2 protein-coding genes and 1 pseudogene are annotated in these 7,947 nt (G+C 44.4%); all 3 read left to right on the plus strand.

Annotated features, from left to right (window positions below):
• Nucleotides 1-38 precede the first annotated feature (38 nt).
• Nucleotides 39-191: pseudogene (locus tag LC574_RS16430) on the plus strand (precorrin-8X methylmutase); the annotation flags it as partial.
• 964 nt (nt 192-1,155) lie between these two features.
• Nucleotides 1,156-4,830, plus strand: a complete 3,675-nt coding sequence (locus tag LC574_RS16435) for a DUF4912 domain-containing protein (RefSeq protein ID WP_229454507.1) — start codon at nt 1,156-1,158, stop codon at nt 4,828-4,830.
• A 1,025-nt stretch (nt 4,831-5,855) separates the two neighbouring features.
• A partial coding sequence (locus LC574_RS16440; RefSeq protein WP_229454508.1) for a tetratricopeptide repeat protein occupies nt 5,856-7,947 on the plus strand: 2,092 nt, incomplete at its 3' end.

Below are 7,947 nucleotides of genomic sequence, written 5' to 3' on the forward strand. Positions count from 1 at the left end.
TCCCTTGGCTGCAGGAGCATGGCTAAAGCCAATGGGCATTGCAACAAGAGATACCTTTTATTACAGTTGCAGGAACTTTGGGAGGTGGTGCTTTAGCTGCTACTGCCCTGAATGCCTTGGTGGAGTCATTGATTAATAAGCCAGATTGTCATTGTTACCTCAAAAATGTAGTAGATTCCGGTGAGTTCTAAACGATTAGTACTTAGTACTCAGCGCTCGTTCAGAACTCAGTACTAATAAAAATAATATTATTTAACAAATATACTTCTTTACAATTCGCAATAAAAAGCGAAGCGGAATTTTCCGTTGCAGGGTTCTGCTGAAACCGAAGGTTAACAATCTATGAATTCAGAAGCCCCGATCGGGGTCAGTATGTGGTACTTCACTAATTCAATAATTCATAATTGTGGCCATAGGCCAATACCGTTCAGTTACAGCTATTTTCAGGTAAATAGACCACGCGGTAGGGGTAAAGCGCATTGCTCATTGGTGTCAACTTAACGTAAAAGTCATGTCCCGCAAGGAACTTAAGTTCCTTGCTAATAGCGAAAGTCATCTCTTGATGACTAAATAATCCGAAAAATTTTTAGTCTACTTCAGTAGACTTGAGCTATTAGCCTTGGAATTCATTCCAAGGCGGGTGAGGAAGTTAACAGATAAGCGATTTTTAGCTTAAGTTGACACCAATGAGCATTGCTAAACCCCTACGATAGATGTGGTTCAAATACATGAAAACTGCTGTAAGCCCAAAAACCTTGGTAGAGACGCGAAATTTCGCGTCTCTACAGGTCTAAAATCAGTACCAAAAATCCTTCACTGAACTGTATTGGGCCATACGCTACCAATTTGGTATAAGTTGCAATATAAATTAGAAAATTTTATAGTAAACAGACTCTGGTAATTAGAGTATAAATTATCATGCTATCCAAGCTATAGCGAAGTATAAATCAATATAAGTGCGTTAAAGGAACTTAGAAGTAAAGATAACTCAGATGTATAATTAGCGCGTCTCCTCCATAATCTCTAAAAAGCTAGCGATTTCGGATTTACAGGCTTTCTATTTTTTACTTTAATAAGGGGCATATGTGTCAACAAGAAAAAAAAGATACTTCGATAATTAGACTGGCATTATGGCTTGCCTTAGCTACAACTCCTATGGCAGCAAATTTACTGGTGTCACAACCCATGCTGGCACAGTCGAAACCTGAAACTCCTTCTTTTACACTGCCGCAAACAGTGCAGAATGGGACGACAGTAAGGATTGATGGTTCAAGTAGCTTGAGTGCAATCAACCAAAGCCTGAAAGAAAATTTTGAAAAACAGTTTTCTGGCGCAAAGGTTGAAGTTGCTGCTAACGGCACTGATACGGCACTGAAAGATTTGCTAGATGGCAAAATCGACATAGCAGCAATGGGGCGTGGGTTGACGCCAGCAGAAAAAGCCCAAGGACTGGAGCAAGTTCGCTTGCACCGTGAGAAGATTGCGATCGTGGTTGGTGCAGATAATCCTTTCAAAGGAAACTTGACTAGTAGGCAATTCGCCCGGATTTTCCGGGGACAAATTACAAATTGGTCACAGCTAGGAGGGCCTTCAGGGAAGATTCGGTTAATCGATCACCCTAACACGAGTGAGACTCGCAATACTTTTCGGACTTATCCAGCCTTCAACACTGCTGAATTTGCTACAGGGCCCAATGCTACCCAACTAACTGAGGATAATACCGCAGAAATCATCAAACAACTGGGCAAAGACGGCATCAGCTATGTGTTAGCTAATCAGGTGTCAAAATTGAAAGGTGTGCGAGTTCTGCAATTACATCAAGCCTTACCAGATGATGAGAAATATCCCTTCTCCCAACCTTTAGTTTACGTTTACAAAAAAAATCCGAGTTTAAGCACAGTAGATTTTCTCGGCTTTACCCTTGCACCCCCAGGACAGAAGGCTATAGAACAAGGTAGAACTGCCGAAGCAGAGGCGATCGCCACCAACGTATTACAACCCGTCACAGCTTCCCCAGGTGTCCAAACGACACCTGCTGCTACGCCTTCCCCTAGTGCAACTACTTCTGCATTTGCCGAACAGCCATTTGTGGCTCCTGCTACTACACAACCCAGTCCAATTGTCAATAGGGAAACACCATTTTGGTTGCTCCTACCTTTGTTTTTTACTCCTGTAGCTGGAGCGTTCCTATGGTGGGTTTTGGGAAAACGCCCATTGTCTACTGAGAAAACAGACAACTTACCAGAATCAGATCCTCGTCCACCCAGCACAGAAAATGGAGAAATGGCAGTACTCAATGCCAGCACAGCTTCCTCCATTAACAAAGCGATGCTTGAGGAGCAGCCAGTGCCGCATTTGCAAGAGCAAGAAAGCCCCGATCGCACTCCTTTCAACATCTATGCTCAAACAGAATCTGACCTGACCCAGAATGCTACTCAAGGGACATCAAATTTAGTACGAGAGGGAACTAATGGACCGTCTAATTCCTATGAAGACACAACATCAAGCGTAGCTAATGGCTCAGAAAATAACAACTTGGGAGCAGCAGCTTTAACTAATAGTGCGGCTCTAGCAACGGGCATCGGAGCGGCTAGCTGGTCTGCCTTTAGGAACAAAGAAACAGAAGCGGATGCAACTGATGAGATAGGTAAGCCAAGTAATTATACTGAGGTAAACCCTGAGCCTGATTCTGGCGAAATTGAATGGGATTCTGATGAAATTGAATGGGACACAGAAGCCCCGGCAGCTGTAGTAAATACTTCATATCCTCACCTGCCTAATATTCCAGAAGAGGTATCTGATGTGGAACTGCCTTTATCTGAGGAGATAGCCCCACTCCCCGAATTACCAGATGTGCCAGAAGTAACATCTGATTTTGGGTATTGGGACACAGAAGTTAGTGAAGATCAGATAGATGAGCAACTTCAGGCAGAATTGAACTGGCTAGAGAGTATTACCTCAACTGAGGATACAGACTCAGTAGATGAATTGCCCTTACCAGTGTCTGAGGAAGTGACAGCCGATGTAGAACCATCAACGGCACAAACCTCCTCACTGCTCGATTTGCCAGAATTATCAGAAGAAGATGTATTCAATGTGGTAGCGGACGCAGCTGAACCCACTGTCAATTTGCCAGAGGAAGAATCTCAAGCAGAGCCTACTGTTGAGCAAGGTATTGCTGAAAATGACTCCACAGATTTAGCGGGTGCTGCGGCTTTAGCAGCAGGCGTAGGAATTGCAGGCTGGACTACCATTTCTGGATTAGATACCAAAGGACAAACTGATACTACGGTTGACAGTGTGCCGATTGCGGCCGAAACATCTGCCGATTTGATAGAGGCAGAAGAAGAGAGCAGTATTTTGCTCACACCGCATACTTCTACATCGGCTCATGTTTCTTGGGAGATATCCGAACTCACGAAGGCAGCGCTGCTCCAACAGGGCGGCTCTCAATTGGTAGTGCGGCTTTACGATGTAACTGGAATAGACTTGAGTTATCAAACTCCTCACTTGGTGCAGGAGTATGAATGTGAAGAGACAGCACACGATCGCTTTGTGGAAATTCCCATCAGCGATCGCGATTACATAGCTGAAATTGGCTATGTCGCTTATGGCGAGTACTGGTTATTCATCGCCCGTTCAGCAATTGTTCGTGTCTTCAGTCCTGTCCATCCAGATCCCATAGTTGATGATATAGCAATTGCGGATCAAACAGATATTCACTTGGGAGATGTCGAAGAAGAGAGCAGTATCGTCTTCACACCACATACTTATACATCGGCTCATGTCTCTTGGGAGATTTCCGAAACCAAGAAGGCAACGCTGCAACAACAGGGCGGCTCTCAATTGGTAGTGCGGCTTTACGATGTAACTGGGATAGACTTGAGTTATCAAAGTCCTCACATTGTCCAGCAGTATGAATGTGAGGAGACAGCAGACGATCGCTTTGTGGAAATTCCCATCAGCGATCGCGATTACATAGCTGAAATTGGCTATATTGCTGATGGCGATGCCTACGGCGGTAAACTACGCTGGTTGTTCATCGCCCGTTCAGCGATCGTTCGTATCTTCAGTCCAGTACCTACAGATTCCACCGTTGAAGATGTAGCGTTAACAAGTGAAACACCTATTGTTCATACAGATTCCACCGTTGAAAATGTAGCGTTAACAAGTGAAACACCTATTGTTCATACAGATTCCACTGTTGAAGATGTAGCATTAGCAAGCGAAACAGCTATTGGCTTGGTAGATGTCCAAGAAGAGAACAGTGAAGAGGAGAGCAGTATTTTGCTCACACCCCGCACTCCCAAGTGGGCTTATGTCTCTTGGCACATTTCCAAGGCTCAGAAAGAAGCACTGCAACAACAGGGCGGCTCCCAATTGGTAGTGCGGCTGTATGATGTGACAGGGATTGACTTGAGTTATCAAAGTCCCCAGCTTGTACAGCAGTATGAATCTGAAGAGGTAGCACGCGATCGCTTTGTAGCTATTCCCGTCAGCGATCGCGACTACATGGTTGAAATTGGCTATATAGCAGATGGCGATCGTTGGTTACTCATAGCCCGTTCACCTAATGTTCGGGTTTTCAATCGTTCCCACGAAGATTTTTGGTTTGTGACTGATGCTGAGTTGATTATTCACGGAGCAACCCAACCAAATACAAGCGTAAACATTGGTGGCCATTCCATCAAAATCAAACCCGATGGCACTTTCCACCTACGTCTTCCCTTTTCAGATGGTTTAATGGACTATCTGATAACGGTAGCTGCTGATGGGGAATCTACTAAAACTATCCATAAGAAGTTCTCCCAGGAAACTTCCGAAAGCTAGTACCACAAGGCAAAAGTCAACATAATTCGTAATTGATAATACTTCGGCTACGCTCAGTACAAGTTCGTAATTCGTAGTTACAATCAGTAGGGGCTGGCACCCTCCACTGAATTGTTGCACCACCAAATCACAGATTATGGTGGGGGCTTGTACCCTCTTTAATTACGAATTACGAATTACAAATTATTCAGGAGGCAGGAGGGAACCCACCCTATAACAAATGCGTTCGCCGAAATAACAAATGCGAACCCCGAAATAACAAATGCGAACCCCGAAATAACAAATGCGAACGCCGAAGTAACAAATGCGAACGCCGAAGTAACAAATGCGAACGCCGAAGTAACAAATGCGAACGCCGAAGTAACAAATGCGAACGCCGAAGTAACAAATGCGAACGCCGAAGTAACAAATGCGAACGCCGAAATAACAAATGCGAACGCTGAAGTAACAAATGCGAACGCCATGATTGCAAGAATTTAGCTTTGTCACGCCAGCGTAACGAACTGCAAATCTTTGTAGATGTGGAGCATCTGGCGTGTGGGGTGCAATGCAGGGCTATTTCATTCTCATCTAGCCCGCCTCAGAATAAATTCTGAGGCTAATAGCAAAAGTCGTCTAAAGACGACTAAGAAAGGCTTTTAGTCCACTTTAGTGGACTTAAGCTAAAAGCCTGTGAACTTTAGTTCTGGGCGGTTTATGTTTAGAACAAAATAGCCCTGGGGTGCAATGATTATAGAATCATAACGAATTAACCGGGCATTATATAACAATACAGTTCAGTTAACGCTAAAAACCTTAAACTATGTAGGTTGGGGCAGCCCTGCGCCCTTGCGGTTTCCCGACTTGTTCGCTTTTAGCGTTCCCGCAGGGTAGCAAGTGGCGTTTGAGGAACGAAACCCAACATTTGCCGGGCTTTGTTGGGTTGCGCTTTGCTTAACCCAACCTACAATTTTTCTTAACCCAAGCGTATTGCATTATATAACTTCGGTGGTTCAAAAAAAAGAAAACTGTTGTAATAATTGCGTATGAAATGGCCAAATCATTTTTTATTAGCGCTGTTCACTGCATTTCTATGCATAGCCTTATCCCCTGTTTTGGCAAAACCCCCTGCCGTCTACTCTGCCATGCAAAATTTGACTGAGCAAGGGGAATGGGGAAAACAGGGAAGTAGTGAAAGCAGGGAACTGGTAAATGCTGAATCTTCTACTTTCTCCTCCCTACTCTCCCTTAAAAGCGGCCCGTCCCAAACAGCAAGCGTAGTGGAACAGGGCAAAATATTATACGACACGGGACAGTTTACTGAAGCGATCAAACTTTTGCAACAGGCTGCTGCTGCGTTTAAAACCTCTAAAGATGGATTACAAGAAGCGATGACGCTGAGTAATCTCTCCTTGGCTTATCAGCAACTTGGCTTGTGGGCTGAAGCAGAGGAAGCGATCGCCCAATGTTTAAAATTATTACAGTCAGGGGAAAATACGGGCAGTTCCGGTGAGCGTTCCCAAATTATTGCACAAGCCCTAGATGTACAAGGACAGTTACAACTGGCACAAGGACAAGCAGAAGCGGCTTTAACTACCTGGCAAAAAGCCGCTGATATTTATCAACAAATAGGCGACAAGGCTAGATTAACTCGTAACCAGATTAACTCTGCACAAGCTTTGCAAGCTTTAGGGCTTTACCTTCAGGCTAACAAAATTTTAAACGAAGTACAGCAAACCCTTACCAGCCTTCCAGACTCACTTCTTGTAGCTACAGGGCTGCGTAGTCTTGGCAACATCCGCCGAGTTGTCGGTGATTTAAACGTATCACGGTTAGTATTGGGGAAAAGTTTAGCAGTGGCAAAACGAGTACAATCTCCAAAAGCGATCGCTGAGGCTCAACTCAGTTTAGGCAACACAGCCCGCGCCCAGCAAGACACTGAAGCGGCTTTACAATACTACCAGCAGGCTGCTGCTGTATCTGTTTCCTCCATCACACGCATCCAGGCTCACCTAAATTTACTTAGTCTACTTTTGGAGAAAAAGCAAGATCAAGATGCATTGGCATTGTCGTCTCAAATCCAGTCAGAAATTAGCAACTTGCCACCCAGCCGAACTACCGTATATACTCGGATTAAATTTGCCCAAAATCTTACCCAATTAAAAGAAAAAACTAGCATAGATACCCCCTCATGGCTGAACATTGCCCAGCAATTGTCCACCGCGATCAAGCAGGCGCAAAGCTTGCAAGACCGACGAGCAGAATCTTATGCTATGGGTAGTCTTGGTGAGTTGTATGAAAAAACCGGGCAGTTTTCTGATGCTCAAGAGCTTACCGACAAAGCTTTATTCATAGCGCAAAGTATTAATGCATCGGATATTGCTTATCAGTGGCAATGGCAACTAGGACGCATACTGAAAAAAAAGGGAGATATTAAAGGCGCGATCGCATCCTATAACGTAGCCTACAAGACCCTTCAATCTCTGCGTGGTGATTTAGTAGCCATCAATCCAGACGTTCAGTTTTCCTTCCGGGAAAATATCGAACCAGTGTATCGAGAGTTAGTTGAATTGCTGTTGCGTTCTCCCGAAAGCAGCAGCGCTTCTGTTCCCTTCGAGAAGCTAGAGCAACGAGACGCTTCTCTACTAAAGGCTAACGCGCCGCGATCGCCGCAAGATGGTATCAATCAAGACAATCTAAAGCTTGCTCGTGATGTAATTGAATCTCTGCAATTGGCAGAACTGGATAACTTCTTTCGGTCAGCCTGTTTAAATCCTACGCAGGAACTTGACCCAGTGGTTGACAAAAAAGACCAACGAGCAGCAGTGATCTATCCAATTATTTTACCAGACCGCCTAGATGTTATCCTCAAATTGCCTAATCAAGAGTTGCGCCACTACAAAATTGTAATAGCTCAAAATGATGTGGAAAACATAATAGCAGGACTGAGGAAAAACTTACTAAATGTCACCGCGACTGCTCGGGTTCAGCAGCAGTCCCAACAAATATATGATTGTCGCAATTCGCCGGATTTGATTTTGGCTTTGGTAGTAAGATTGCCAAAATTGCGTTATTTTCTCCTTAAGATTCTTCGCTGTGATGCCTTGGACAAACTGTTGCCACTGCAACCTTTGGTTA

The organism is Nostoc sp. CHAB 5715 (genome assembly GCF_020829685.1).
Lineage (GTDB): Bacteria > Cyanobacteriota > Cyanobacteriia > Cyanobacteriales > Nostocaceae > Nostoc.

Bases quoted from the DNA above. Each gene is read 5' to 3' on its own strand.
- LC574_RS16435 (WP_229454507.1), top strand. From the start codon at position 1,156: ATGGCAGCAAATTTACTGGTGTCACAACCCATGCTGGCACAGTCGAAA.